This is a genomic window from Caldisericia bacterium (assembly GCA_026414995.1).
Taxonomy (GTDB): Bacteria; Caldisericota; Caldisericia; order B22-G15; family B22-G15; genus JAAYUH01.
This window is the reverse complement of sequence record JAOAHY010000001.1, coordinates 95340-119991: the sequence shown is the minus strand read 5'-3', so window position 1 is coordinate 119991 and position 24652 is coordinate 95340. Positions and strand designations below refer to the sequence as shown.

The following is a 24652-nucleotide window of genomic DNA, read 5'->3' as shown; positions in this document are numbered from 1 at the left end:
ATGGGTGTATGAGTGATGAATCTAAATGGAGATAGTTTGAATTTGATTTCAATTTTATTGATAGGAGTTGCTCTATCTATGGATGCTTTTGCAGTTGGACTTTCTTGTGGAATAGTAAAGAGAAATTTTAATTTTATTTACCCATTTAGAATCTCTTTTTCATTTGGCTTTTTTCAATTTGGAATGGTCTTTCTTGGATATTTTATAGGAATTAATCTATTAAATTTAATAAAAGATTATGATCACTGGGCAGCTTTTCTAATTTTATTTTTTGTTGGAATTAAAATGATTTTCGAAAGTTTTGAAAAAGAGAAAGAGAGAAAACTAAATCCAGAAAATTTAAGAACTCTTATTTTTTTATCTATTGCTACAAGCATTGATGCATTTGCGGTTGGCGTTTCACTCTCTCTTCTTAAAATTAAAATATTTTTTCCATCAATTTTTATAGGTATAACAACTTTTACATTAACATTTATATCAGTATATTCAGGTTGTTTCCTGGGTAAAATATTTAGGAAAGGCGCAGAAATTTTGGGCGGATTAATTCTAATTTCAATAGGCGTTAAAATTTTAATTGAACATATAATTTGATGTTTATTTATTTTATAATTTATAACATTTTAAGAATAAAAAAGTTGGTATAATAAAAATAAGATGGAGAAAAATAAGAAAAGAGTTTTATTCATTTGTACTCATAATTCAGCAAGATCTCAAATTGCTGAAGGATTAATAAATCATTTTTTAAAAAATAAATATATTGGTTTCAGCGCTGGAACTAAACCAACAAATGTTAACCCTTTGGCAATTGAAGTTATGAAAGAAATTGGAATAGATATCTCAAACTATAGATCAAAAAGCATTTTAGAATTTAAGGGAGAGAAATTTGATTATGTTGTTACTGTATGTGACAGTGCTAAGGAGAACTGCCCTTTTTTTCCAGGAGCTAAAGAATATCTTCATTATAGTTTTGAAGATCCATCTTCATTTGAAGGTAGTAAAGAAGAAAAATTAAATAAATTTAGAGAAGTAAGAGATAAAATTAAAGAGTTCATATTTAAAAAATTTGGAGGTTTAGATGATTAAGAAAAATTTTATTATTTTAATATTTGTAATATCAATTTTATTAGTAGAAAATTTAGTCTCAAAAACTTATCCCTCAAAACCAGTTAATCTAAGGGCAGTTCAGGAAGACTACAAAATAAGATTAACATGGGAAATTGAAAAATCTGATGAAACAATTCAATATTTTGAAGTATATAAAGGTGAGAATGAAAAAAATCTCTCTTTTCTGGGCAGAACATATAGCAAAGATCAAATGTATTATCTTGATTATTCAATTTTTCTTGATAAAACCTATTATTATATGGTAAAAGCTGTCGATAAAGATGGTAAATATTCAGAGCCCTCTAATATTGTCTCAATAAAAATTGTTGATGACAAACCTCCTGAATTAAGAATTGTTAAACCAGAACAAAATAATTTTTATACTAACGACGAAAATTTGTATATTTTGATTGGTGTCAGGGACAACATGAGTGGTCTTAAAAACCTTCTTGTTAATGGAGTGAAAATAAATCAATGTGGCTGTTCATCTTTTGATGCAAATTATAAATTGGTTGAAGGTAAAAACGAATTTATAATTACTGCAGAAGATAATAGAGGAAATATATCCTCTTTAAGTTTAGTTGTTTTTCTTGATAAAACTCCACCTAAACTGACAACCAAAATTCCTTTAGATACATACGATGAAAATTTAAAAATTACTGGTAAAGTATCTGACGAAGGAATTGGTGTAAAATATGCATCTCTTAATAACATTGAATTAAAATTTGACAATAATGGAAATTTTGAGACCTTTTTATTTTTAAAAGAAGGTATTAATGAATTAAAATTTAAACTAATTGATAAATTGAACAATGAAAAAGAAGAAATCTACAAAGTAACTTACATAAAAAGAAAAATTCTTAAATTTCAAATTGGTAGTAAAACAATACAAATAAATGATTTTCAGAAAGAAATAGATGTTGCACCACAAATTATTGAAGGAAGAACCTATCTTTCAATAAGATATGTTTTGGAACCATTAGGAGGAGAAATTACTTGGGATCAGAATGAGAGAAAAGTAACAATCTCTCTTAAAGAAAAATTTATTGAACTCTGGATTGGTAAAAATAAAGGAAGAGTTAATGGTGTTGAGACACCTATTGATCCAAATAACCCGAAGGTTGTTCCTTTAATTATTTCTGGTAGAACAATGTTACCAGTAAGATTTGTTGCAGAGAATCTTGGATGTAAAGTTGAATGGGACCAAAACAGTAAGACAATAACTATAACATATCCAAAAGATTAATAATTGAATATATTATTTATTTTTTGGTAATGATTCCCCTTTAATTGATTCTATATACTCAAATGCTTTTTTAACATTTTTCTCTTCGCCTTCTATTCCAATTACTATTGAACCTTCATCTTCCCAAAGTCCACCTTTTGCAAGTAGAACTGCATCAACTTCAAAAAGAATTTCAAATGCGTCAATTTCATTAAATGGTAGAGCATTGACAATTGGAAATATTGCTGAAGGTAGACCCATACTTAAATCAATTTCTTCTATTTTAGCAAAATAAGATGCTTCAATAACATCTGGTATAAGTTTGCCTAAACTTACTGGCGCAATCCACTTAACTCCTCTTGCAAGAATTGTTCCAATATACCTCCCAACTGTTCCACCATTTTTGTCTGCAACTATTACACCAATATTTCCTTCAGGGTCAATTGCATTTGCTCCTTTAATAAAAACATCATTTTTCCCCATTCTTTTTATAACTTCATCTGGATTTTCATTAGATGGTTTTCCATCTACCAAAATTATTGGATTTAATCTAATATCTTTATCAAGAACTGAAAGTTTACAATCTCCAATATATCCTGCCATATATTTTTCTTTTTCGAAATTTTTTTCAAGAATCTCTTCAACAATAAAACTATTTGTTGAACCTAATCCAATAAATACTATTCCTTTATTTAAAACACCCATTGAATTTAAAAGTTCTTTTACACCTTTTGCGATTAATCTTTTTGACATTGATGGTCTTAAAACAACTATTCCTTTCATCTTGCCTCCTTTTTATTTTTTTAAGTTTTATCTTTTTAAATATACCATAAAAATTAGGTTATAATATTTAATATGAATTTTAAAGAATTAAGTGAAATAAAAACATTTTTTATTGAAAATTTTAAAAAAAATTTTAATGATAAAGATTCCTTTTTTTATTTCTGTTCTTATGTTCCAATTGAAATAATTAAAGCATCAAATTTTAAACCAATAAGATTTATTACTGAATCAACTCAATTTTTATATTCAGATGAAGTTTCTCCAAAATATATATGTCCATATTTAAAGAGCACAATCGAATTTTTTATAAGAAATAATTTAGATAAAAAGAACTTTATTTTTACAGATGGATGTGATTCTTCAAGGAGAATTTATGAAGTTTATAAGGATTTAGGATTTGTAGATAGAAGTTTTTACCTAAAAGTACCTTTTAATGAAAATGAAAATGATATAAAATATCTTAAATTTCAATTTGAAAATCTTTTTAAAGAATTGAGTGGTAATATAGATAAAGATAAATTGATTCATTCTATTAATTTATTTAATGAGGGAAGAAATAAACTTAAAAAATTATTGGATGAATTTAAAAGTAAAAATTTGACACTACATGCCTTATATTTAAATTTAATTTTCCAAACAATCGATATCGAAGAATTTCTAAAACTTGATTTTGAATTCAAAGAAATAGTTTCACAACTTAAAAGTGGAAAATTTTATCTTTTTTCAACTATTTATCCATTGAACTTTATTGAGTATGTTGAATCGTTAGGATACGAAATTTACTATGAAGATTCATGTTTTGGTAATAAAAATTTAGAATTGATCAATGATTATTTAAAAGACCCATTATACTCTTTAGCAAAATATTATTTAAAAAGAGAAGGATGTGTTAGAAGAAGAGTTTTAGATAATAAAATTGAGAAAATTGTTACAAGATGCAAAGAGTTGTCTTTGAATGGAGTTATTGTTTATAATTTAAAATATTGTGATCCTTTAATATTTTATTTACCTCTTATAAAAGATAAATTAAATAAAGAAAAAATTCCATTACTTATAATTGAAGATGATTATTCTATGAATATAAAAGGTCAAATCAGAACAAGAATTGAAGCATTTATGGAGATGATAAAATGAAAATTGAAATTTCAAAAGTATCCCCTGAGTTTTTTCAAAAAATTTTGAAGAAAAAATTTATTTATTCACTAATATATGGAGTATTAAATCAAATATTGAGACCAGATGAAATTGGAAAGATATCAATTAGATTTTCTTTAGATTTATTAAAGAAAAATTTTGGTAAAAATAGTAAAGTTGTAATGACAAATGTTTTTACACCTACTGAACTATTTTTTGCTTTAGATACATTTCCAATTCTTCCAGAAGTTGCTTCAGCAGTTAGTGCAAATTTTGGAATAAGTAATTCTACACTTTTTGAGAGCGATGAAATTTTATTTTCAAAAGATAGTTGTAGTGTGCATAGAAATTTAATAGGTCTTATAAAAATGGGATTTTTGCCAAAACCTACTTATATTGTCTCAACAGATAAACCTTGCCATTCAGCCATTCACTCTTTTTATCTTATTTCAAAAATTTTTGGTGGTGAATATTTTGTTATTGATATACCAGAAGATAATAGTGAGGAAAGCATAAATTATCTTTCAAAAAAACTATCAGATCTATTTTTTTATCTTGCTAAAGAATTTAAAGTTAAAAATCCAATTAAAAATCTTGAGAAAGCAATTGAATTTTCAAATGAGGCAAGAAAATATCTTATTGAAATAAATGATTTAAGAAAAAGGAAAGTATTAATTGATGGAAGAAAATTTTTAGGATACCTTGGAATGATATTTTCTGCATTTGGTTCAGAATATGGAAGAGATTTCTTTAAATTACTAAGAGATAAACTTAAAATTTTATATGAAGAAGGTTATGAAATAAAAGTAAAGAGAAGAATCTTTTGGATGCATCTAGGACCATATTTTAAAGTTGACCTTTTTGATTTTCTTAATAATAAGGGAGCATATATTGTTTTTGAAGAAACTAGTAATGTTTATTGGGATGAGTTTGATAAGCATGATCCATTTATTTCAATTGCAAAAAAACTTATTAATTATAAAATTTTCTCTAATTTAGATGAAAGATTTAGAACTGCTATAAAATTTATTGAAGAATATAAAATAGATGGGGTTGTAATTTTTAATCAATGGGGTTGTCGACAAGGAGCAGGAAGTTCATATTTATTAAGAAAAAAATTAATAAATTTTGGAATTCCAACTATAATTATTGATGGAGACTTAGTTGATGAAACAAACTATCCAAAAGAACAAATTAAAACAAGGGTTGAAGGTTTTCTGGAGGTTTTAGGATGAGTTATTATGTTGGTATTGATATAGGTTCTGTTGCAACAAAAGTTGTTATTTTAAAAAAAGATAGTAAATTAAATATAATAAGTTACAAAATTGCACCAACTGGTGTAAATGGAAATAGTACCGCAATTAAACTGTTAGAAGAAATTTTAAAAGAAAATAAAATTGAAAGAAAAGATATTGAAAAAATACTTGCAACAGGTTATGGAAGAATTAGTGTTGATTTTACTAATTTAACAAAAACAGAAATCTCTTGTCATGCAAAAGGTGCAAAATTTTTGTTTCCAAAAACAAAAACTATAATTGATATTGGTGGACAAGATAGTAAAGCAATTAAACTAGCAGAAAATGGAAATGTTTTAGATTTTGTAATGAATGATAAATGTGCTGCAGGAACCGGAAGATTTCTTGAAGTTATGTCTCATGCACTTCAAATTGACCTTAAAGATTTTGGTACTCTACATGAGAAATCTAAAAAATTAATAGAAATTTCTAATATATGTACTGTTTTTGCAGAATCTGAAATTATATCTTTAATTCATGAGGGAGTAAATAAGGAAGATATAATTAGAGGCTTAAACTATTCTGTTGCAAAAAGAGCAGCTACTCTTTTAAAAAGAGTAAATTATGAAGAAGAAATAACTATGACAGGAGGAGTTGCAAAAAATAGCGGTGTTGTTAAAGCATTGGAGGATTTATTAAAGGTAAAAATAAATGTTCCTGAAAATCCTCAGATAATTGGCGCAATTGGAGCTGCAATTTATTCAATAGAATCATAAATAGGAGGGAATTTATGGAAGAGATTATTGAAGTGAAGGGAAGAGAGATTTTAGACTCAAGAGGAAATCCAACTCTTGAAGTTGAAGTTACAACAATTTCTGGATTTAAGGGAATTGCTCAAGTTCCATCTGGTGCTTCTAAAGGGAAGTATGAGGCAGTTGAATTAAGAGATGAAGATGAGAGATTTTTTGGAAAGGGGGTACAAAAAGCAATTAAAAACATAGAACTATTTATTGCACCTGAAATTCTTGGGATGGATGTTTTAGATCAAGAGGAAATTGATAGGAGGATGATAAATCTTGATGAATCTAAAAATAAAAGTAATATTGGGGCAAATGCTATTCTGGGTGTATCTTTAGCTGTTGCAAGAACTGGAAGTTTGTGTTTAGGGATTCCTTTATACAAATATATAGGAGGTTTATTTGCGAATGTTCTTCCAATTCCATTTTTAAATATCATAAATGGTGGTAAACATGCGGAAAATAATCTTGACATTCAGGAATTTATGATAGTTCCTTATGGATTCAATTCTTTTAAAGAAGCAATTAGAGCAGGTGCAGAAATTTATATGAAATTAAAAGAAGTTTTAAAGAAAAAAGAACTCTCAACAGGCATTGGAGATGAGGGTGGCTTTTCTCCAATTCTTAAAAACAATGAAGAAGCAATTAGACTAATTATTGAAGCAATTGATAATGCAAAATATAAATTAGGTGAAGAAATTTTTATTGCTCTTGATTGTGCAGCATCAAGTTTTTATAAAAATGGAAAATACATATTTGAAGGTAAAGAAATAGAAGGTGAAGAGTTAAAAGAATATTATCTTAGATTGATTGAAAAGTATCCAATAATTTCTATTGAAGATCCATTTGATGAGGAAGATTACGATTCATGGAAAAATTTTACAAAAGAGGTAAAAAACAAAATTCAAATTGTTGGTGATGATATTTTTGTTACTAACAAAGAAAAATTCCTTTTTGGAATTGAAAATGGAATAGGAAATGCTATCCTTATTAAATTAAATCAAATTGGAACACTCACAGAGACACTTGAAGTTATAAATATAGCAAGAAAATATGGTTATAACTATATGATATCTCATAGGTCTGGAGAAACAATAGATAGTTTTATTGCAGATTTTTCAGTTGCAACTCAAAGTTTTCAGATTAAGACTGGTGCTCCCGCAAGAGGAGAAAGAGTGGCAAAATATAACAGATTAATAACTATTGAAGATGAATTAAAGGATAAAGCAAAATATGGAAGAGAGTTTCTTAGAATTAAAAAATAGAATTAAGAATAAGGAAAGCTCAATAGGTGTAATTGGTTTAGGTTATGTTGGATTAACTTTAGCTATAACAATTTTAAAAAAAGGTTTTAAAGTAATTGGATATGATATTTCTCTTGAGAAGATAAACTTATTAAAAAAAGGAAAATCATATTTAGTTGATATAAAAAGTGATGATATACAAATTTTTTTGAATAATAGTTTTTTACCTACAAATAAAATTAAAGATCTTGAAAATGTTGATATATTTATAATATCAGTTCCGACTCCATTAAACGAGAGTGAATCACCGGAATTAAAATTTGTTTTAAAGGCAATAAGAGATATAAGAAAGAATCTAAAAGATGGAACTCTTATTATTATTGAAAGTACTTTACCACCTGGAACAACAGAAGAGTTAATTTACCCAAAACTCAAAAAAAGTGGAAAAAATTTTTATTTATGTTTTTCACCTGAGAGAATTAACCCAGGAAGTGATTATCCAGTTGAAGAAATCCCTAAAATTATAAGTGGAATAGATGAAAACTCTCTTGCTTTGGGCACATTCTTTTATTCTCACATTTTTTATAGAGTTATACCTGTTTCATCAACAAAAGTTGCAGAATATATTAAACTTCTTGAGAATAGTTTTAGATTTGTAAATATCTCATTCATAAATGAATTTGCAAAACTTACATCAAAGGATGGTGTTGATGTATTTGAAATAATAGAAGGAGCTAAAACAAAACCATATGGATTTGTTCCATTTTATCCAAATTGGGGAGTTGGGGGTGATTGTATACCAACAGTTCCAATTTTTCTTCTTGAAAGAGGAAAAAAGTTTGGGTTTAAATTTTCTTCTATCGAATATTCAAATTTAATAAATAAAAGTATGCCATATTTTTGGTTTGAAAAGATTAAAAATTATCTAAAAAAGAAAAAAGTTTTTATAATAGGTATTACTTATAAGAAAGATGTTAATGATATAAGAAATTCCCAACCAATAAAATTTATAGAAATTCTTTTAAACAAAGGTATAATGGTCTCATATTATGATCCATTTATTGAGAAGATAAAAATAAAAAATAAAATTTTATTAAGTGAGAAAATTACAAAGACAAAATTGAAGAGTTACGATTTAATTGTAATAGGTACAAATCATTCAGGTATTCCATATGAAATATTATTAGAAATTAAAAAACCTATACTTGATCCTTTTGGAATTCTACCAAAAACAAAATACACTATTTCATTTTAATTGTGGTAAAATATAACTTATGATAAAAGAAGATGTAAAACTTTTACTAAAAAGAACTTTAAAAGAAACATTTTCAGATGAGATTGAAAAGATAGTAAAAATTGATAGAAATAGTTATTATGTAAATTCTAATTCATTTTTTATATTACTTAAAACACATTCTATAATAAAAGGAATGAATAAACATTTTAAATTTTTCAATTCTTATCATTTCGGAGATAAATGTGTAATAATTGAAAGCGATTATATTAAAGATTTTATAAAAAAATTTGATGAATTGAAAAAGAAAAAACCAATAAAGGCATCTGTTGTTTTTGTTGATGAAGATAATGATGTTTATATGGTTTCACCTTCATTTATTCTTGATTTCAAAGAGAGATATGGAACAATTGGTAAAACTGAAGACGGAAAAATAGTAATTTTTGTTCCAACTGTTCTCTTGAACAAAATAAATAAAGATATTGAAGATGAAGAGGAATTAAAAGAAAGAAGAATGATACAAATAATACAAGATATAAATACAATACCCTATGAAGATATTAGTGAATATGATGATGAAATAAATTTTAATTTACCAATCGTACCAGATCTTTATCTTGATACAACTCTTGAAGAAAAGAATGATTATCTTTTAAGAAAGATAGACGAACTAGAGAAAGAGATTAAAAAATTAAAAGAAAGCAAAAATAAAAGGAGAAAGAGAAATGGAGATAAAAATAGATAAAGAAGATGAAAGAAGAATAATTTCAGCTATCAGTTATATTCCACTACTTTTCATTATACCTCTTGTTCTTGTTAAAGATGATCAATTTGTACATTCGCATGCAAAACAAGGTTTTGTTCTTTTCATTTTTGAAGTAGTGATTTGGGTTCTTGGTAAAATTCCTTTGATTGGATGGATCTTTAAATACATAATTGGTGTTATAATATTTTTAGTAGCACTTTATGCATTTATTGAAGCACTTCTTGGAAAATTTTATAAAATCCCCATTATTGGTGATATTTCTGAAGAGTTTAAAATTTGAACAAAAAAGATTTTTTTAAAAAATTTAAATTCAAGAAGAGTTTAGGCCAAAATTTTTTTGTTGGAAAACGTGAAGAATTAATAAATCTAACAGACTTTAGTGAAGATGACATAATAATTGAAGTCGGAACTGGTACAGGAGATTTAACAAAAGAAATTGCAAAAAGAGTTAAAAAAGTAGTTACTTACGAAATAGATGAAAGATTAAAAGATATAATAAATGAAAATATAATTTTTTATAAAAATATTGAAATTAAATTTATGGATTTTTTAAAAGAAGAAAATTTTCCAGAAAAATTTAGATTTTTCTCAAATCTTCCATATTCAATATCTACTGAAATTTTAAAGAAATGTTCAAAAATTAATGGTTTAATAGATGGATACTTTATGATTCAGAAAGAATTAGGAGAAAGAATTACAGCAAAAGAAAACTCAAAAAATTATGGTGCTATATCAATATTTTTACAGACCTTTTTTGATTTGAAAGCAATAAAAATTTTTAGCAAAAATAATTTTTATCCGAGACCTGATGTTGATTCTATTTTTATTTATTTTAAAAGAAAAAAATTATGGGAAGAAGATTTCGAACATTATGAGAAATTTTTAAAAGAGATATTTTCAAAAAGAAGAAAAAAATTAAATAAAGTTATATCAAAGTTAATAACTGAAAATTTATCAATTGATTTAAATTTAAGACCCGAAAATCTAAAAGTAGAAGATTTTTTAAATTTATATGAAATTTTTATCAGAAGCTAAAATAAATTTAACTCTTGATATTCTATCGAAACTTCCTGATGGATATCACTCAATTAAAAGTCTTGTTTTGAAAATTCCTCTTTATGATGAAATATATTTTGAGTTTGGGGAAAATAAAGTTATCTATGAAAATATAGTTATAGAAAACGATATTGTTGAAAAAGCAAAGAAAAAATTTTTTGAAAAAACAAAATTGAAGGATGAAATAATAATAAAAATTAGGAAAAATATACCAATTGGTAGCGGTCTTGGTGGAGGAAGTTCTAATGCTGCTAGGGTTTTAAAATCTTTAAATCAAATTTATAAAGGTCCACTTGATGAAGATACTTTATTAGATATAGGGAAAGAATTAGGATCTGATGTTAATCTTTTTTTAAGAGATGAAAAATTATTACTAATTGAGGGGAAGGGTGAAAAGGTATTTCCTGTATATGCTAAAGATAGAGAATTTTTCTTTTCGGTTGTTTATCCAAAAATTAGAGTCTCAACAAAAGATGTTTATAGATCAATAGATAAAATTATAAAAAAAGATATTATAACTGATAAAGTTCTTGATAAAATTTTGTTAGGTAATGATTTTATTCAATATTTAAAAAATGATCTTGAAGAATATTCTTTTAAAATAAAACCCGAATTAAAAGAATTAAAAGAAATTTTATTGAAACACTTTTCAATAAATGTTGTTATGTCTGGAAGTGGCTCTTCATTTGTTTGTTTCTTTAATTCACCTCATCATCTTTATTCTCAAGCTGAGTTTCTAAAAAAGTTTCAGTTTGATGTTTTTCTTTTTCATGTTTTAGGGTGGGAGAAGATTTATAGAATAGATATGCAAATATAAGTATAGGAAAAACGCCCCATTGAGCAGGAGTTAATCCAAATATAGGAAAGTGATCTCCTCTTAAAAACTCTACTATAAAAGTTGAAGCTCCATAAAAAACCAAAAATAAGCTAAATATTGCACCATCAATTTTAATTTTCCCTTTTAATTTTAAAAGAACAAAAAAAGTTATAAAACCGAGAATTGAGAGTAGAGGTTGAGTTGGATATCTTGATATTCCTATTGCAGCAAATGATTCTGGATTTGTAAATGTTATAGAAAATGGAAAAGGTAGACCAGTGGGTTTTCCATAACAGCATCCATTAAGAGTGCAACCAATTCTTCCAATACCCCAACCTAAAGCAAGAGGTATTGATGCTATATCAGCAACTTTATAAAATAAATTTCCTCTTTTTTTCCAATAATAATATGAAAAAATATAACCTATAACTACTATACCTAAATAAGATAGACCACCTTCCCATAAATAAAATATTCTAAGTGGGTTTTTAAAATAATATAAAGGTGTGTTAAAGAGAATATAAAATAATCTTGCTCCAAGAACACCAAAAATTATCAACCATATGACATAATCGTAAAAAGTATCATCATTAATACCAATTTTTTTAAACTCTCTATATGAGTAAATAATTCCAATTATAACTGAAAGAGCAATCATAACTCCATACCATCTAATTGCAAAATCTCCAATTCTAATAAATATTGGATACATTTTATCTCTCCTTTAAAAAAGAAGTCAAATTTAATTATACAATGAAATTAGTTTTGTTAAATATTAATTATTCTGGAAAGGAATTGTTTTGCTCTTTCTGTTTTTGGATTTTTAAAAAATTCTTCAGGTTCACCCTCTTCTACAATTTCGCCCTTATCCATAAATATTATTCTATCACCTACTTCTTTTGCGAAACCCATTTCATGTGAAACAACAATCATTGTCATTCCATCTCTTGCAAGAACCTTCATAACATCAAGAACATCTTTTATTAACTCAACATCAATTGCTGAAGTTGGTTCGTCGAAAAGCATAATATCTGGTTGAAGTGCTAATGCTCTAGCAATTGCAACTCTTTGTTGTTCTCCTCCTGAAAGTTGTATTGGATAGTGATTTGCTCTATTTTTAAGTCCTACCTTTTCGAGATATTCAAATGCAATTTTTTTTGCTTCTTCTTCTGATTTCTTCTTTACAACTTTTAAAGGTAGTGTTATATTTTCGAGTGCAGTTAGATGATAAAATAAATTAAATCTTTGAAAAACCATTCCAATTCTTTCTCTTAACTTATTATAATCTGTGTTTCTATCAATTTTTTCTCCATCAAAATATATATCTCCTGAGGTTGGTTCTTCTAATCTATTAATACATCTGATAAGTGTAGATTTACCTGCACCTGATGGACCAATGATTACAAGAACCTCCTGTTTATGTAAATCTAAATTAATATTTTTTAAAACATCTAATTTACCAAAATGCTTATATAAATTTCTTATCTTCAAAATAACATTATTGTTATTATATGCCACCTTTTGCCATCCTCCTTTCTAAAATATATGCAAGTCGAGTCAGTGGAAGAGTTAATACAAGATATATAAGTGCAGCACCAATAAGTGGAGTCCAAACATTTGCTTTTGTACCCATAAGTTGTCTAGCATTTCTTAATAATTCTGGAACTGCAATTATTGAAAGTAAAGATGAATCTTTAAGCATTGCAACAAATTCGTTTGTTAAAGGTGGAATAACTCTTTTAAATGCTTGTGGAAGAATAACATATCTCATTGCTTGACCATATGTCATTCCGACAGATCTTGCTGCCTCCATTTGGCCTTTTTCAATCGATTCAATTCCTGCTCTAAAAATTTCTCCACAATAAGCACCTGAATTTATCGATAGAGCAAGAACTCCTGCAGTGAAATAATCAAGTTTTATATTGAATGCTGCAAGTCCATAATAAGCTACCATAATATGAAGTAAAAGGGGAGTACCCCTGATAACTTCTATATAGGTACTCCCAATAGTTTTTAAAAGAGGGTTTTTTGAAATTTTAAGTAAGGAGGCACCAAGCCCAATAATTATACCAAAAAATATTGAAATTACAGAAAATAAAATAGTAAATTTTGCTCCATTTATTAATATTGGTATGGAGTTAATTAAAAGTGATAATCTAAAATCAAGGCCTGTCATTTTTAACCTTACTTTTGAGGAGGTTCAACACCAAACCACTTCACATAAACTTCTCTATACTTACCACTATCCCTTAAATTTTTTAATGATTTATTTATCTCATCAATCAAAGTTTGATCTTCAAGACGAGCACAAATTCCATATTGTTCTATAGTTAAAAGTTTTCCAACAAGTTTTACATTTTTTCTTTCTTTTGCAAACCAGGCATTTACAGGTAAATCATTTAAAACTGCATCAATTCTTCCAAGTTCAAGATCTTGAAATGCTTGTTGAATATCATCATATCTTTTAATTTCTTTAATTCCAGAAAGTTTTTGTGCAGTAAAATCTCCTGTTGTATTTATTTGAACTCCAACAACTTTTCCAATAAGATCATTTTCGTTTTTTATTCTGTTATCATCTCTTCTTACAGCAATAATTTGACCAGAATCATAATATGGATCTGAAAATAGCATCTCTTTTCTTCTTTCTTCAGTTATAGTTACAGAAGAAATAATTATATCAAATTTTTCTGTTTTTAATGCTGCAAAAATTCCATCCCATGCAGTATCAATAATTTGAGCACCATTAAGACCCATTCCTTGTGCAATTAAATTAATCAAATCAATATCAAAACCAACAGGTTTTCCATTTTCCATATATTCAAATGGAGGATATGTCACATCTGAACCAACAAGTAAGTAACCTCTATTTCTTGCTTTTGTTAATGTTGTCATTTTTAGTGTTAAATTTACACTGTTTGTGCCTTTTGATATATTTATATTTTGATTTAAAGGATAAAACCCTTCATGATTAACACTTAATCTATAAACTTTCTCTTCTAAGTTTTTAAATTCAAATTCACCTCTATCGTTAGTAGTTGTTGAAAGTGAGTCTAAATTGATTGCTACACCTTTTAAAGGTGAACCATTTTCATCTTTTAAAACACCTGAGAGAGTAGTTTGACTCTCAGATTTACAACTAATTAAAATTCCAATAAAAGAAATCATAAAAATAATTAATAAAAATTTCTTTAACATCTTTACCTCCTAAAAAGGTTTATAAATATTAGATTATTTTATTTTTTTACATTGTCAAGAATTTTGGCATTCAAATTATTGGAGAGTTAAAAATTAATTTTAAATAGTTCTGAAAAGTTTTTATTTGTAATTTCAGATAATTTTTCTAAGGGTATATTAATTAATTTTGCTAAATATTCGGCAGTATATATTAAAAATTTAGGTTCATTTCTTTTTCCTCTAAAATTTTGAGGAGGAAGATATGGAGCGTCTGTTTCAAGTAATATTCTTTCAAGAGGCGCTCTTTTAATTGTTTCTCTTAAAATATTATTTTTTGGATAAGTAATTGTACCTCCTATACCAACATAAAAATCTAATTTAATAATTTCTTTTATTTTTGAGATATCGCCACTAAAGCAATGAAATACTCCTTTTATCCTTCCTTTATAATTATTTATAATTTCAATAGTATCCCAAAAACTATCTCTTTCATGTATAATAATTGGTAAATTCAAATCAATAGCAAATTCTATCTGTTTTTTAAAAATCTCAATTTGAATTTCTTTTGGTGAAAGATTTCTATAGTAATCAAGACCAATTTCTCCTATAGCGATAATTTTCTTATTTTCTTTGATTAATCTTTCAAATTTTAATAAATATTCTTCTTTAAAATCTTTTGCATCATGTGGATGAAAACCAATTGAAGCAAAGATGAATTTATTGATTTGTGATAATCTATTTGAATTGATGGAAGATTTAAAATCATAACCCACATTCAAAAAATATTTAACATTATTTTCAAAGGATTTTTTTATCACTTCTTCTCTATCTGAATCAAAAATTTTCATATCCAGGTGTATATGTGAATCTATAAAAAAATAGTCCATATTTTTATATTTTATCAAATAACTTGAAATAATGTATAAGTTTGATATAAATAAACTTAGTGGTTGGCGGCATAGCCAAGTGGTAAGGCGACGGTCTGCAAAACCGTTATTCCCCGGTTCAAATCCGGGTGCCGCCTCCAGTGCCGGAGTGGCGGAACAGGCAGACGCAAGGGACTTAAAATCCCTCGGACGATGAGTCCGTGTGGGTTCGATTCCCACCTCCGGCACCATAGTTGTAACAAAATTGAAATTTATAAAGTATAAATAGGTGGAGGTGAGGTATCATGAAAGAAAAAATTCTAATAATTTTTTTGATTATTCTACTTTCAGGGTTATTAGTATTTAGTGGTGTTTATGCTACAAATTTATTTAAGAATCCAAAAAGGGATTTACCAACACTTTATTTTAAAAAACTTAACTTAACTCAAGAGCAAAAAGAGAAAATAGCAAAAATACTTAAAGATTTAAGAGAGAAGAGCCAAGAGATTTTATATAAGATTAAAGAGACAAATAATAAAGAAAAAGAATTAATTTCAAAAGAAAATTACAATGAAAACGAATTAAATCTTATAGTTGAATCACAGATTAAAAATGTGATTGATATATTTAATCTAAATAAAGATGGTTATTTAGAAATTTTATCAATTTTAAAAAATGAACAGAGAAAAATCTTCTTAACCTTTAATGAATTTATAAGAACAGAAAAAAATATCTTAAAATTAAATTTCATTGATAAAAAAATAGATGATATTTCTAAAAAAATAAAAATTGTTCATTACTTTGAATTAAAATTTCTTTCAAAAAAATTAAATTTGACAGACGAACAGTTTAAGAAATTAAAAGAATTATTTGAAAAACAAAAAGAGAAGGAGAAAGATCTTTTTGTAAAAATTAGAGAAAACAATAAAAAACAAAGAGAGATTTTAAAAAGTGACAATTTAAATAAAGAAGCCCTATCAAATTTAATTAACGAATCTATTCTTTTAGAAAGAGAATTTTTAACTTTAAGAAAAAATTTATACTTTGAATTTCTTAAAATTTTAAACCCTGAACAGAGAAAAAATTCTCCAACTTCAATATTTTTCTTTAAATTGATTTAATAATTAATTTTATAAATTTAAAATTTTTCTTAATAGTTCACCTGTATATGATTTTTTGTTTTTTGCTAATTCTTCAGGGCTTCCTTCGCCAACTATAAATCCACCCTCATCGCCACCCTCTGGTCCAAGATCTATTATATAATCTGCGCTTTTTATTACATCTGGATGATGTTCTATAACTATAACAGTGTTCCCTTTTTCTACTAATCTATTTAGAACTCCAAGAAGTTTTTTTACATCATCAAAATGCAATCCTGTTGTAGGTTCATCAAGTAAATATAAGGTATGACCCTTAAAACTTTTTGATAATTCATAGGCAAGTTTAACCCTCTGCGCTTCTCCACCAGATAAAGTTGGTGCAGGTTGTCCAAGTTTTATATAACCAAGTCCAACATCCTTTAAAAGTTTTAATTTTCTTCTTATTGATTCAATATTTTCAAAAAATTCATATGCTTCATCAACTGTCATATTTAAAACTTCTGAAATGTTCTTACCCTTCCATTCTATTTCAAGGGTTTCTCTATTATATCTCTTTCCTTGACATACTTCACAAGTAACATATACATCAGGAAGAAATTGCATTTCTATTTTTTTAATTCCTGCCCCTTCGCACGCTTCACATCTTCCGCCTCTTACATTAAAAGAAAATCTACCAGGTGTATAACCTCTCTCCCTTGCCTCTCTTGTTTTTGAAAAGAGTTCTCTGATTGGAGTAAAAACATTTGTATATGTTGCAGGATTTGATCTTGGAGTTCTTCCTATTGGTGATTGATCAACAAGAACAACTCTGTCAATATTTTCAATTCCTTTAAACTCTTTGAATTTACCAGGTTTTTCATTTGAATTATAAAAAATAGATACAAGGCCTTTAAATAAAATATCATATATTAGAGTTGATTTACCTGATCCAGAAACACCTGTTATACAAGTAAATGTATTTAGTGGTATTTTTACATTTATATTTTTTAAATTATGCTCACTTGCTCCTATTACTTCAAAAAATTTACCATTTCCTTTTCTTCTTTTTGGCGGTATCTCAATTTTCAGTTTTCCAGAAAGATATTTGCCAGTTAATGAATTGTTATCTTTTAATATTTCATTATATCTTCCTTCAAAAACAACTTTCCCCCCATTTTCTCCAGCGCCAGGACCCATATCTATTATCCAATCAGATTCTTTAATTACTTGTTCATCATGCTCAACAATAATCAAAGTGTTACCTAAATCTCTTAATCTCTTTAATGAATCAAGAAGCCTTCTCGTATCTCTATAATGAAGACCTATTGTTGGTTCATCAAGAACATAAAGTACTCCAGTTAAACCAGATCCTATTTGAGTAGCTAGTCTAATTCTTTGTGCCTCTCCTCCTGAAAGCGTTCTTGATTCTCTGTTTAGTGTTAAATAATTTAAACCAACATCAATTAAAAATTTGAGTCTTGCTTTTATCTCTTTTAAAATTTGTTTAGAGATTAATTTCTGAGTTTCATTTAAATTAAGATTCTCAAAAAAATTTAGACAATCTTCTATATTCATTTCAGTAATTTCTGAAATATTTTTATTTCCGATTTTGACATTAAGTGCCTCTTTTTTTAATCTTTTGCCATTGCATACTGGACAAGGTAAGAATCTCATAAATTTTTCATAATATTCTTTCATTTCAAAAGATTCTGTTTCTCTATATCTTCTCTCAATTATTGGTACAAGTCCTTCCCAATATATATAATGTTTATATGAACTCCTTCTTAATTTGCTTGAAGACCAGAATCTACTTTCTGTACCATATAATAATATATCTAAAATATCATCATCTAAATCTTTTATTTTTGTATCCACATCATAACCATAGTTAGATAGAAGTTCATCTAAAATATTTATAGTATACCCATCTTCGCTCTGAAAACCAGCTACTTTAATTGCACCTTCTCTTATTGATAAATTTTTATTTGGTATTATTAAATCAGGGTCAACAACCATTTTAAATCCTAAGCCTTGGCATTCTTCACAGGCACCAAAAGGAGAATTAAAAGAAAACAATCTCGGTTCTATTTCAGGAAGAGATATACCACAATGAGGACATGCAAATCTTGATGAAAATATTATTTCTTCATTGTTTTCAACATTAATAATTTTTACAAGTCCTTCAGAGTATTTTAAAGAAAGTTCAACTGAATCTGTTAATCTATTTTTTATATCATCTTGGATTATTATTCTATCAATAACAATATCAATATCGTGTTTTTTATTTTTATCAAGAGAAATTTCTTCTTCTAATGTATAAATTACATTATCAACTCTAACTCTTACGAAACCATCTTTTCTCAATTTTTCAAAGAGATTTCTATATTCTCCTTTTCTGCCAACAACAATTGGAGATAAAACCATAATCTTTGTGTTTTTAGGTAATGAGAGAATTTTATCAACAATCTCTTGTGGTGTTTGTTTTTTTATTTCTCTACCACATTCTGGGCAATGAGGTATACCTATTCTTGCAAAAAGAAGTCTTAGATAATCATAAATCTCTGTCATTGTTCCAACTGTTGATCTTGGATTATGTGTTGTAGCTTTTTGATCTATTGCAATAGCAGGAGATAAGCCTTCAATAAAATCAACATCAGGTTTATCCATAAGTTCAAGAAATTGCCTTGCATATGAAGATAAAGATTCTACATATCTTCTTTGACCTTCAGCATAAATTGTATCAAAAGCAAGCGAAGATTTTCCAGAACCAGATAATCCAGTTATTACTACCAATTTATTTCTTGGAATTTTTATATCAATATTCTTTAAATTGTGAACTCTTGCACCTTTAACAAATATATAATTATTATTCATGTGAATGGCGCGCCCAGCGGGAGTTGAACCCACAACCTGCGGATCCGTAGTCCGCCGCTCTATCCAATTGAGCTATGGGCGCAAAATAAAGTGGCGGAGAGAGCGGGATTCGAACCCGCGAACGGGGTTTTCACCCCGTCACCTGCTTAGCAGGCAGGTGCCTTCAGCCACTCGGCCATCTCTCCGCAACTAAAATTATAAATTAATTTATTTTTATTGTAAAGGTAAATGAATATTATAAAAACTAATCTAAAATACCCATTTTTAATAAGTCATTTTGTAAAATTTTAAAAGCAGTATTTACTGTTTTTGCAAAATTGGTTAAATGTATTTTAATCAACTCATCATATTCTTTTTGATATTCATTTTCAATTGATTTCCTGTAATCATCTTTATTTATTGTAAATCCACTTTTGTTATTTATCTCTTTTCCAAAAAACTTTTCTTGAATTTTAAAAAATTTACCACTATCTCTTCTCGCTCTGAAAGCATTCAAAATTCCTAATCTTCTTATTGTATGAACATTAAATGTTTCATTAGTATATAATTTTTCAAGATAATCATTTCTTAAAATATCAATTTGAACCTCTTGATAGTCTTCTAAAGCATAGTGGTGATTTTCTCCAATTTTAATTAATCCATTGAAATTTAATATGTTTTTTAAAACAAATGAATATGGAAGAGGAAAAGAATGAAGTGGTTGTGTTAAATCTTCAAGATAATGTAATGATCTTGCAAAAAATCGAAACCCCCAATAAAGATCTCCTCTATCAAAAGCTTTTAATGCAAGATTATAAAAATAGTGTGCCCTATCAGGTGCTTTTCCTAATCTTATAATACCAAAAAGAGTTATAAAATATTGATGTCTCCAACCTGATGATCCTCCTGTGATTTTTTGAAATGGAGAAAGTTTTAAATTTTGATCCATTTCCCAGTCTGGCTCATCTGTGTAAATTGATAAAATTTTTAAAGCAGATGTTGTTCCTCCAATAGGTCCATCTCTATACTCTATTTCGAATTCAGGGTTATATGGTTCAGTTTCGATATCTTTATAAGTATATTCTGTTATTGTTATGTTTGACAATTTGTTTAACCAGTCAATATCATAAATAATTTGATATGTAACTTTTCCATGAGTTGACCATGCAAATACATTTGTTATTGAAAATGATATAACAATAAAAAAAATACATAAAAATTTAAATAATTTTTTCATAATTACCTCCAAAATTTATAAATTTTAATTTATAATTAAATTGAAGACTCATAATTAAAATAATATCACATATCTATTTTAATTGTGAGTTAATTTCTAACATATTTTTAGGAGGAGTGGGATGAAAAAATTAATTATTTTTATAATTTTAATATGTTTATATTTAACATATACTCCAATCATTTATTCTATTTCAGATAATAAAAATTTTAAATTTGAAAATGGAGATCAAATTGAAATTACCTTATGCCCTGAAAAAGAGACAACTATTACAGTAACAGCAAAAAATCTTTCCCAAAACTTAAGCGCAAATGTTACATTTTCAACACAAGAAACTTGGATTATTATAAAATCACCAGGTCCATATCCTCTGGGACCAAACCAAAGCAAAACAATAGAAGTGATTATATCATCAAAAAACATGATTCCATTGGATTATATAGGTTATATAAAAGCAAGATTTGATTGGGTAACATACCCACCTATTCAACCATCAGAAAAGGTTTTAACAATAAAATTAAAAGTTCTTTTTCCTGAATTTGATGTTTTACCAAAAGAAAAAACAATAAAAATTTTACCTTTTAGTGAAAAAACTTTAGATTTTCAAATAAGAAACGGAATATGCGAAAATTTTCTTACTCTATTTTCAACAAAAGAATACAGTGAAGAAAAAATTATTGGTGCCATATTTTCAAAAAATATCACACTTAATCCTAACGAGATAAGACTTATTTCTATAAAAATTAAAACTCAAAATTTTACGACTGGAGAAGAAACTATAGAAATAAATTTCAACACTAGATATTCACATTATTATGGAGCAATTGGAAGTAGAAGTATAAGAATAATAGTTAAAGCTTCAGAAAAAATATCTATTTCAGGTATTATTGAGGAAATAAATGAAAAAGAAAAGAATATGAAAATTTATGGAGAAGATAATAAAAGATATAAAGTGATACTTAGAGATGAAGATTTAGGAAAGTACAAAGTAGGAGAGTATATAAATTTAAAAGGATATTATGACGATGAATGGATTTACCCAATAGAGATAATAAAACCTGAATGCGGTATATATATACAAGATCCAGATGAAATAATTTTTTGTTCAACCTGTACTGATATTAAATACGGAGGAGAATATATTGAAAAAGAAAACACAAAGAGCATTAAAATTCTTATTAAAAACACTGGTAATGTAAAGTTAACTGTTAAAGGGATTTTAGAATTAACAAATAAAATTGCAGGTGATGAGCAAAAATATGAAATTAAAATTTACCCTGAATCTTTTGACATACCCAAAAATGAAGAAAGAGAAATTAATATTTCATTTGAAATAAAAGAGAATCCTAAAAAATTAGATTTTTATTTATGGTATGATGTAAAATTTGAAATTTCACCTTCACCTCCATGTGTTAAAGAAATTGTTAAAAAATTAAAAATTTCAGTATGCCATAATATAAGATATATTTATGGAACTTTAAAATTTCTTAATGCTGAAAATAAAGAATGTATTTTAAAAGGTTCAAGAGTTTTACTTTTTTTAAACTATGAACCTAAATGTAGTGTTCACAAAGATTTTAAGTTTAAAGAAGGAAATTTTAGTGATCAAATATCATCAGAACAACCAGGTTATCTTCTCGATGATTCTTTCAATACAAATCTTCCAGATAAAAAATATTATATTGAAACCTATACTGATTCTGATGGTAAATTCAGATTTCTATTTTTTGATAATGATTGCAAATATGATTATATAATTGCAGTTCTTTTTGAAACAAAAGAATTTAAAATAACTTATAGCGATTGTAAAAAAATCTTTTTCCTTAAAGTTAATATAAAAAGTGATAAAAAGCCATGTCCTGAAATAATATTTTCAAGAGAAATAATTATTGGCAAAGATACTGATATAAATTTTCCGAAAGATTTTATTGATAATGGTTTTGATCCAAGGGCAGTTGCTCAAATTTTCTGTCATATGGATGAAACTTTTTGTGTTTTTAGAAATGAAAAATGTAACGGTAATGATATGATTGATAAATCAATGCTTCCAATAAATGTTTGTGTTTATAGTAATGAAAACGGCACTTTTTATAGATATAGTGAAAGAAAAATTAATATAGAGAAAGCAGATAGCAATTTAACTTCGAATGATAGACCTATGAATAGAGAGTGGCATGAGTTTGGACATTTTCTTCATCATTCACTTGTCGGTACTACAACTTATGAAGATACAAGAAAAGATAGAAGAAAAAATCATGAAGGTATTATGAATGATACGACAGGTGACTCACTAATAGAGGGTTTTGCTGAAATGACATCTATGATGATTTTAAGGATTTTAAAATTACAAGGTACTTGTTGTGCAGATTTTTCAAATCAATGGAATGGAACATATAGATGGGGTAATGGAGAAAATGATTTTGAAAATGAAAAATTAAGATCTGATACAGCTGTTTATGAATATTTTGATGATCATGGAAAACTTAAAAATTTGAAGAGAGAAGATATTACTTGTGAAAGTGGAAAATTAGTTTATAAACAAGGAGGCAAAACATATCCTGTAATTACTTCTTTATCAAGGGAGGAATTTGGAGTTGCTGGATTATTATTGGATTTACTCGATGATTATAAATGGTATGAAGAAATTCGAAATAATGTGATAATTACTTCAAAAGATGATGATAATTTTTCTTTACCAAATTGGCAAGATCTGTTTTGCTTAATGAAAGATAAAAAAATAAAAAATATAAAAGAACTTTATGAGGCTCTTAGAGAAAAATTTACAGATCCTTCCACAAGAGATAAAATAGATAAAATATTTATAGACCATGGATTTTTTCAAGATAAAAATTTTAACGGGGTTTTTGATACTAATGAAAAGATAGGAGTTACATATAGATGCGAACTTGACTATTGGTGGTATGATGGGGGATGGAAACATGAGAAAAGGAATAAAATTGAAGAAAGACCAAATCAACCACTTATTCCTCAAGCAAGTATATTAGTTAATTTATTAGATGCAAAAGGTAATGAAATAAAAGAAGAAATTCTTGTAGTTGAAGTCCTCTCATTTGATGGAACAGTTAATTTTTCTTATGAAAGAGAAGCAAAAAACAAAGAATTATTTTATATCTTTTTGGTTCCAAATGGTAATGAAATATTAAGAATTTATCTTAAAGGTTCAAATGAAAAACCTTTAATTATAACTGAAGATGAACTCTGGACCTCAGTTTTAAATGATAATCCTTATATTAAGGAACATACATTTAAAATGGTTGATGAATTAATTTTACCTGAGTTATCTTTAGAAAAAGATTTAATTAATTTTGATTCTTTAATTGAAGGAGAGATTAAAAGTCTAAAAATTTCATTTTGGAATTCTGGAAGAGGAAGTCTTTCTTTTTCATCAACTTCTCTTAATCACTGGATTTCGGTTGAACCAAAAACATTTGAGGGAAATGCTGGTTTTATTGAAATAAATATAAATACAGAAGGTCTTAAAGGTGGAATCAATGAAGGAAAAATAAAAATTAATGGAAATTTTGGTGAAAAAGAGATTAAAGTGAAAGTAAATGTTATACCAAAAGTTAAAAGAAATATCATAGAACTTTTTATAGGAAAAGTTGAGGCTTATATTAATGGAAATTTATATATACTTGATGCTGAACCATATATAAAATTTCCTGGTAGAACAATGGTTCCATTAAGATTTGTATCAGAAAGTTTAGGAGCAACTGTAGATTATTTTCCAAAAGTTGGAAAAGTTTTAGAGGTTTATATTTATTTTAAAAACAAAAAAATTACACTTTTTATAGGTAAAAAAGAAGCGATTATAGATAATCAAAAAATAACTATAGAGGCTGAAGCAGAAATAAATAAAGGCAGAACTTTTGTTCCAATAAGATTTATTGCTGAAACATTTGGAGCAAAAGTTGATTGGGACGGATCAATTAAGAAGGTAACAATTATAGTAGAAGAGTAACGAAAATTTATATAACTATTTAGAATAAATTTAATTAATAATATAAATTGTCTTGACATTTGGCAA

22 protein-coding genes and 4 tRNA genes are annotated in these 24652 nt (G+C 26.8%); 16 read left to right on the top strand and 10 right to left on the bottom strand.

What is annotated here, in order from left to right:
- Positions 1 to 15 precede the first annotated feature (15 nt).
- The 3 genes from N3D74_00640 (at position 16) to N3D74_00630 (ending at position 2350) form a co-directional block, all read left to right on the top strand.
- The gene (locus N3D74_00640) at positions 16 to 591 is read left to right on the top strand and encodes a manganese efflux pump MntP family protein (GenBank protein ID MCX8094687.1); all 576 of its coding nucleotides are present in this window, start codon (positions 16 to 18) and stop codon (positions 589 to 591) included.
- Positions 592 to 654: 63 nt separating this feature from the next.
- Positions 655 to 1083, top strand: coding sequence for an arsenate reductase ArsC (locus tag N3D74_00635; GenBank protein ID MCX8094686.1), 429 nt, complete (start codon positions 655 to 657; stop codon positions 1081 to 1083).
- Positions 1076 to 2350: a stalk domain-containing protein gene (locus N3D74_00630; GenBank protein MCX8094685.1), complete on the top strand. Its 1275-nt coding sequence runs from the start codon at positions 1076 to 1078 to the stop codon at positions 2348 to 2350. The genes N3D74_00635 and N3D74_00630 overlap by 8 nt, the downstream gene beginning before the upstream one ends.
- A 12-nt stretch (positions 2351 to 2362) precedes the next feature.
- Here N3D74_00630 and N3D74_00625 read toward each other — a convergent pair whose 3' ends face one another.
- A complete protein-coding gene (locus N3D74_00625) occupies positions 2363 to 3112 on the bottom strand; it encodes a hypothetical protein (protein MCX8094684.1) in 750 nt (249 codons plus the stop codon).
- 72 nt (positions 3113 to 3184) lie between these two features.
- Between N3D74_00625 and N3D74_00620 the strand changes: the two genes are divergently transcribed.
- The 9 genes from N3D74_00620 to ispE are packed head-to-tail and all read left to right on the top strand — an operon-like array spanning position 3185 to position 11395.
- Positions 3185 to 4246, top strand: coding sequence for a 2-hydroxyacyl-CoA dehydratase family protein (locus N3D74_00620; GenBank protein MCX8094683.1), 1062 nt, complete (start codon positions 3185 to 3187; stop codon positions 4244 to 4246).
- Positions 4243 to 5481, top strand: a complete 1239-nt coding sequence (locus N3D74_00615) for a 2-hydroxyacyl-CoA dehydratase family protein (protein ID MCX8094682.1) — start codon at positions 4243 to 4245, stop codon at positions 5479 to 5481. Before N3D74_00620 ends, N3D74_00615 begins: the two co-directional genes overlap by 4 nt.
- Positions 5478 to 6257 carry an acyl-CoA dehydratase activase gene (locus N3D74_00610; GenBank protein MCX8094681.1) on the top strand — a complete coding sequence of 260 codons (780 nt, stop codon included), beginning with the start codon at positions 5478 to 5480 and terminating at the stop codon, positions 6255 to 6257. Before N3D74_00615 ends, N3D74_00610 begins: the two co-directional genes overlap by 4 nt.
- Positions 6258 to 6271: 14 nt before the next feature.
- Positions 6272 to 7543, top strand: coding sequence for a phosphopyruvate hydratase (gene eno / locus N3D74_00605; GenBank protein MCX8094680.1), 1272 nt, complete (start codon positions 6272 to 6274; stop codon positions 7541 to 7543).
- Positions 7512 to 8777 carry a nucleotide sugar dehydrogenase gene (locus N3D74_00600; protein MCX8094679.1) on the top strand — a complete coding sequence of 422 codons (1266 nt, stop codon included), beginning with the start codon at positions 7512 to 7514 and terminating at the stop codon, positions 8775 to 8777. Before eno ends, N3D74_00600 begins: the two co-directional genes overlap by 32 nt.
- 19 nt (positions 8778 to 8796) lie before the next feature.
- On the top strand, positions 8797 to 9501 hold the full coding sequence (locus N3D74_00595) for a hypothetical protein (GenBank protein MCX8094678.1): 705 nt from the start codon (positions 8797 to 8799) through the stop codon (positions 9499 to 9501).
- Positions 9482 to 9802, top strand: a complete 321-nt coding sequence (locus N3D74_00590; GenBank protein ID MCX8094677.1) for a hypothetical protein — start codon at positions 9482 to 9484, stop codon at positions 9800 to 9802. The genes N3D74_00595 and N3D74_00590 overlap by 20 nt, the downstream gene beginning before the upstream one ends.
- Positions 9799 to 10557 (top strand): 16S rRNA (adenine(1518)-N(6)/adenine(1519)-N(6))-dimethyltransferase RsmA, encoded by a 759-nt coding sequence (gene rsmA / locus N3D74_00585; GenBank protein MCX8094676.1) that lies wholly within the window; start codon positions 9799 to 9801, stop codon positions 10555 to 10557. Before N3D74_00590 ends, rsmA begins: the two co-directional genes overlap by 4 nt.
- A complete protein-coding gene (ispE, locus tag N3D74_00580) occupies positions 10535 to 11395 on the top strand; it encodes a 4-(cytidine 5'-diphospho)-2-C-methyl-D-erythritol kinase (GenBank protein MCX8094675.1) in 861 nt (286 codons plus the stop codon). Before rsmA ends, ispE begins: the two co-directional genes overlap by 23 nt.
- On the opposite strand, the gene lgt is transcribed toward ispE, so the two are convergent.
- From lgt to N3D74_00555, 5 genes are all read right to left on the bottom strand, one after another.
- Positions 11277 to 12107 carry a prolipoprotein diacylglyceryl transferase gene (gene lgt, locus N3D74_00575; GenBank protein MCX8094674.1) on the bottom strand — a complete coding sequence of 277 codons (831 nt, stop codon included), beginning with the start codon at positions 12105 to 12107 and terminating at the stop codon, positions 11277 to 11279. The two genes, ispE and lgt, sit on opposite strands and share 119 nt — an antisense overlap.
- A gap of 56 nt (positions 12108 to 12163) precedes the next feature.
- Positions 12164 to 12889, bottom strand: a complete 726-nt coding sequence (locus N3D74_00570; GenBank protein MCX8094673.1) for an amino acid ABC transporter ATP-binding protein — start codon at positions 12887 to 12889, stop codon at positions 12164 to 12166.
- 13 nt (positions 12890 to 12902) lie between these two features.
- Positions 12903 to 13571 carry an amino acid ABC transporter permease gene (locus tag N3D74_00565; protein MCX8094672.1) on the bottom strand — a complete coding sequence of 223 codons (669 nt, stop codon included), beginning with the start codon at positions 13569 to 13571 and terminating at the stop codon, positions 12903 to 12905.
- An 8-nt stretch (positions 13572 to 13579) separates the two neighbouring features.
- Positions 13580 to 14590: a transporter substrate-binding domain-containing protein gene (locus tag N3D74_00560; GenBank protein MCX8094671.1), complete on the bottom strand. Its 1011-nt coding sequence runs from the start codon at positions 14588 to 14590 to the stop codon at positions 13580 to 13582.
- Positions 14591 to 14676: 86 nt separating this feature from the next.
- Positions 14677 to 15456, bottom strand: a complete 780-nt coding sequence (locus tag N3D74_00555) for a TatD family hydrolase (GenBank protein MCX8094670.1) — start codon at positions 15454 to 15456, stop codon at positions 14677 to 14679.
- 65 nt (positions 15457 to 15521) lie between these two features.
- On the opposite strand from N3D74_00555, the gene N3D74_00550 reads away from it, so the two are divergent.
- The 3 genes from N3D74_00550 to N3D74_00540 all read left to right on the top strand — a co-directional run bounded on the left by N3D74_00550 (position 15522) and on the right by N3D74_00540 (position 16556).
- Positions 15522 to 15596 (top strand) — tRNA-Cys (locus N3D74_00550).
- A 2-nt stretch (positions 15597 to 15598) separates the two neighbouring features.
- Positions 15599 to 15686, top strand: a tRNA-Leu gene (locus N3D74_00545).
- Positions 15687 to 15740: 54 nt separating this feature from the next.
- Positions 15741 to 16556: a Spy/CpxP family protein refolding chaperone gene (locus N3D74_00540; protein ID MCX8094669.1), complete on the top strand. Its 816-nt coding sequence runs from the start codon at positions 15741 to 15743 to the stop codon at positions 16554 to 16556.
- A 9-nt stretch (positions 16557 to 16565) separates the two neighbouring features.
- Here N3D74_00540 and uvrA read toward each other — a convergent pair whose 3' ends face one another.
- From uvrA to N3D74_00520, 4 genes are all read right to left on the bottom strand, one after another.
- Positions 16566 to 19388 (bottom strand): excinuclease ABC subunit UvrA, encoded by a 2823-nt coding sequence (uvrA, locus tag N3D74_00535; protein ID MCX8094668.1) that lies wholly within the window; start codon positions 19386 to 19388, stop codon positions 16566 to 16568.
- A gap of 5 nt (positions 19389 to 19393) precedes the next feature.
- A tRNA-Arg gene (locus tag N3D74_00530) sits at positions 19394 to 19470 on the bottom strand.
- A 9-nt stretch (positions 19471 to 19479) separates the two neighbouring features.
- Positions 19480 to 19573: transfer RNA gene (locus N3D74_00525), tRNA-Ser, on the bottom strand.
- Between the two features lie 59 nt (positions 19574 to 19632).
- On the bottom strand, positions 19633 to 20604 hold the full coding sequence (locus tag N3D74_00520; protein MCX8094667.1) for a hypothetical protein: 972 nt from the start codon (positions 20602 to 20604) through the stop codon (positions 19633 to 19635).
- A 121-nt stretch (positions 20605 to 20725) separates the two neighbouring features.
- On the opposite strand from N3D74_00520, the gene N3D74_00515 reads away from it, so the two are divergent.
- A complete protein-coding gene (locus tag N3D74_00515) occupies positions 20726 to 24586 on the top strand; it encodes a copper amine oxidase N-terminal domain-containing protein (protein MCX8094666.1) in 3861 nt (1286 codons plus the stop codon).
- Positions 24587 to 24652 lie beyond the last annotated feature (66 nt).

Bases quoted from the DNA above. Each gene is read 5' to 3' on its own strand.
- N3D74_00615 (MCX8094682.1), top strand. From the start codon at position 4,243: ATGAAAATTGAAATTTCAAAAGTATCCCCTGAGTTTTTTCAAAAAATT.
- N3D74_00620 (MCX8094683.1), top strand. From the start codon at position 3,185: ATGAATTTTAAAGAATTAAGTGAAATAAAAACATTTTTTATTGAAAAT.
- N3D74_00600 (MCX8094679.1), top strand. From the start codon at position 7,512: ATGGAAGAGAGTTTCTTAGAATTAAAAAATAGAATTAAGAATAAGGAA.
- ispE (MCX8094675.1), top strand. From the start codon at position 10,535: ATGAAATTTTTATCAGAAGCTAAAATAAATTTAACTCTTGATATTCTA.
- N3D74_00595 (MCX8094678.1), top strand. From the start codon at position 8,797: ATGATAAAAGAAGATGTAAAACTTTTACTAAAAAGAACTTTAAAAGAA.
- lgt (MCX8094674.1), bottom strand. From the start codon at position 12,107: ATGTATCCAATATTTATTAGAATTGGAGATTTTGCAATTAGATGGTAT.
- N3D74_00635 (MCX8094686.1), top strand. From the start codon at position 655: ATGGAGAAAAATAAGAAAAGAGTTTTATTCATTTGTACTCATAATTCA.
- N3D74_00630 (MCX8094685.1), top strand. From the start codon at position 1,076: ATGATTAAGAAAAATTTTATTATTTTAATATTTGTAATATCAATTTTA.
- uvrA (MCX8094668.1), bottom strand. From the start codon at position 19,388: ATGAATAATAATTATATATTTGTTAAAGGTGCAAGAGTTCACAATTTA.
- N3D74_00565 (MCX8094672.1), bottom strand. From the start codon at position 13,571: ATGACAGGCCTTGATTTTAGATTATCACTTTTAATTAACTCCATACCA.
- N3D74_00520 (MCX8094667.1), bottom strand. From the start codon at position 20,604: ATGAAAAAATTATTTAAATTTTTATGTATTTTTTTTATTGTTATATCA.
- eno (MCX8094680.1), top strand. From the start codon at position 6,272: ATGGAAGAGATTATTGAAGTGAAGGGAAGAGAGATTTTAGACTCAAGA.
- N3D74_00625 (MCX8094684.1), bottom strand. From the start codon at position 3,112: ATGAAAGGAATAGTTGTTTTAAGACCATCAATGTCAAAAAGATTAATC.
- N3D74_00590 (MCX8094677.1), top strand. From the start codon at position 9,482: ATGGAGATAAAAATAGATAAAGAAGATGAAAGAAGAATAATTTCAGCT.
- N3D74_00640 (MCX8094687.1), top strand. From the start codon at position 16: ATGAATCTAAATGGAGATAGTTTGAATTTGATTTCAATTTTATTGATA.
- N3D74_00540 (MCX8094669.1), top strand. From the start codon at position 15,741: ATGAAAGAAAAAATTCTAATAATTTTTTTGATTATTCTACTTTCAGGG.
- N3D74_00555 (MCX8094670.1), bottom strand. From the start codon at position 15,456: ATGGACTATTTTTTTATAGATTCACATATACACCTGGATATGAAAATT.
- N3D74_00560 (MCX8094671.1), bottom strand. From the start codon at position 14,590: ATGTTAAAGAAATTTTTATTAATTATTTTTATGATTTCTTTTATTGGA.
- N3D74_00610 (MCX8094681.1), top strand. From the start codon at position 5,478: ATGAGTTATTATGTTGGTATTGATATAGGTTCTGTTGCAACAAAAGTT.
- N3D74_00515 (MCX8094666.1), top strand. From the start codon at position 20,726: ATGAAAAAATTAATTATTTTTATAATTTTAATATGTTTATATTTAACA.